Consider the following 3,010-nt stretch of genomic DNA (forward strand, 5'->3'; position numbering starts at 1 on the left):
CTATATGCAACAGGCCCTGGAAAGCCTGCTGCAGGCACTGGAAACCGATCCACGCAAGCCGGTACGCGAACTGGAAGTGCTGCCCGCCGACGAACGAGAGCTGCTGCTGCACGGCATGAGCGGAGCACCGGCGTCTTACGATGCCGAGCTGTGTATGCATCAGTTGTTCGAGGCACAGGTGCGAAAATCTCCTGCGGCCACCGCGCTGGTATCGGCCACGCAATCGCTCAGCTACGCCGAACTCAATGCGCAGGCCAACCGCCTGGCGCATCACTTGATCGCGCTGGGTATACGACCCGATGACCGCGTGGCGATCTGCGCCGAGCGCAGCGTCGCCATGGTGGTCGGATTGCTGGCGATCCTGAAGGCTGGCGGCGCCTACCTGCCGCTGGATCCGACCTATCCCGGCGAACGGCTGACGCAAATCATCGGCGACGCGGAGCCGGCGCTGCTACTTGCCGACCCAGCCGGTCGGCGCGCGCTCGATCTCATGGCCAACGACCTCAACGCCAGCGCACGGCCGACCGTGCTTGATATCGCCGCGCCGCAAGCAGCATGGTCACAACAACCCGCGACCGATCCCGACCCCCGCACGCTCGGCCTGAACTCCGCGCACGTGGCCTATGTGATCTACACCTCCGGCTCCACCGGCCAGCCCAAAGGCGTGCAGAACGAGCATCGTGCACTGATTAACCGCCTGAGCTGGATGCAGGACACCTACGGCCTGAGCAGCGACGATGTCGTGCTGCAAAAAACGCCTTACGGCTTCGACGTATCGGTATGGGAGTTCTTCTGGACCCTGGGCTATGGCGCAACCCTCTTGCTGGCAGCGCCTGAAGCGCACAAAGATCCCGATTACCTCGTCGAGCTGATTGCGCGGCACGGCGTGACCACGCTGCACTTCGCACCATCGATGCTGAGCAGTTTTCTGGATGCCAGCGATGTCGAGCGCTGCACATCGCTGCGGCGTCTGATCTGCAGCGGCGAAGCCTTGCCTGCCGCCACCGTGCGCAAGGCCAGGCAACTGCTGCCCAGTACCTCGCTGCACAATCTGTATGGGCCCACCGAAGCAGCCATCGACGTTACCGCGTGGTCGTGCCCGGCGGATTTCGACGCGAATATCGTGCCGATCGGCCGGCCGATCGCCAACACCAGCATCTACCTGCTGGACGAACATCAGCAACCGGTCCCGCTGGGCGCGGTGGGTGAGCTGTATATCGGCGGCGACGGCGTCGCGCGCGGTTATCTCAAGCGCGCCCAACTTACCGCCGAGCGCTTCCTGCATAACCCGTTCGGCAAGGCGCCGGATGCACGTATGTACCGCAGCGGCGACTTGGCCCGCTACCTGCCGGACGGCGATATCGAATACCTCGGCCGCAACGATCATCAGGTAAAGATTCGCGGTTTCCGCATCGAGCTGGGCGAGATCGAGGCGGCATTGAACGACTTGGCATCGGTAGCGCAAAGCACGGTGATCGCCCGCGAGGATCGTCCCGGCGAGCGGCGGCTGGTGGCCTACGTAACGTTGCCGGCCGACGTCGGCACCGAACCAGCGAAACTCATCACCACATGGCGCACGCAACTGCTCAAGCGATTGCCCGACTATATGGTGCCGTCGGCCATCGTGGTGCTTGAAGCGCTGCCGCTCACGCCCAACGGCAAGGTCGACCGCAACGCCCTGCCCGCGCCCGAAGGCGATGCCTATGCGCGACGCAGCTACGAGCCACCGCAGGGCGAGGTGGAGGTGCTGCTGGCTCAAGTGTGGTCCGAGTTGCTCGGCATCGAGCGCATCAGCCGCCACGATAACTTCTTCGAGTTAGGCGGCCATTCGTTGCTTGCCATACGCGTGATGGGGCATCTGCGCCGACTGGGCCTGCACATTGAAGTGCACATGCTGTTCGCCACACCGATCCTGGCCGAACTCGCCGCACTGACCGCCGGCGAAAGCAGCCACCGCGAACTGATCGTCCCGGCCAATCTCATCACCGTGGATAGCAAGGCGATCACGCCGGAGATGCTGCCGCTGATCGAACTGCAGCAGGTCGATATCGATCACATCGTGGCCCAGGTACCCGGCGGCATCGCCAACGTGCAGGACATTTACGCCTTGTCGCCCTTGCAGGACGGCATCCTGTTTCACCACCAACTGGCGAGCGAAGGCGACCCTTACTTACAAGTCAACCAGCTCGCCTTCGCTCACCGCGGCGTGCTGGATAGCTACCTGGCCGCCCTGCAACAGGTGGTCGATCGCCACGATATCCTGCGCACCTCGTTCGCCTGGGAACAGCTAAGCACACCGGCCCAGGTCGTGTGGCGCCACGCCCGGCTGGACGTACTCGAAGTGACCCTCGATACGGACGGCACCCCGCCCGGCGAGCAACTGACGCGCCGCTTCGACCCACGCCACTACCGCATCGACCTGACCCATGCACCGCTGCTGCGCCTGGTCATCGCCCGCGAACCGGACAGCGAACGCTGGCTGCTGCTGCAACTGCAACACCATCTGATCGACGACATCTCCTCGCTAAGCATCATGCTCAGCGAAATCCAGGCCATCGTGCAGGGACGCGGCCAGCAACTGCCCCCACCGCAGTCGTTCCGCAACGTAGTGGCGCAGTCGCGCCTGGGCATCAGCGCACAGGAGCACGAGCGCTTCTTCCGCGGCATGCTCGCCGATATCAACGAGCCGACCATCCCGTTCGGCCTCGGCGATGTGCATCGCGACGGCAGCCGCATGCACGACGCGCATCGGGTACTGCCGCCAACCATCAACGACCGCCTGCGCACGCAAGCGCGCAACCTCGGCGTCAGCCTCGCCAGCCTGTGCCATCTCGCCTGGGGCCAGGTGGTCGCACGCACCAGCGGCCGCGAACACGTGGTGTTCGGCACCGTGCTGTTCGGCCGCATGCAGGCCGGCAACGATGCCGATCGCACCATGGGCCTGTTCATCAACACCTTGCCGCTGCGCCTGGACCTGGACGCCACCGGCGTAGAGGACAGCGTGCGCCAT

Annotated in this window: 1 protein-coding gene; it reads left to right on the forward strand. The window is 64.6% G+C overall.

The window, feature by feature from the left end; all coding sequences use genetic code 11:
* A partial coding sequence (locus tag DVJ77_RS20930) for a non-ribosomal peptide synthetase (protein ID WP_114847478.1) occupies positions 1–3,010 on the forward strand: 3,010 nt, incomplete at both ends.

Source organism: Dyella tabacisoli, from assembly GCF_003350925.1.
Classification (GTDB): domain Bacteria; phylum Pseudomonadota; class Gammaproteobacteria; order Xanthomonadales; family Rhodanobacteraceae; genus Dyella_C; species Dyella_C tabacisoli.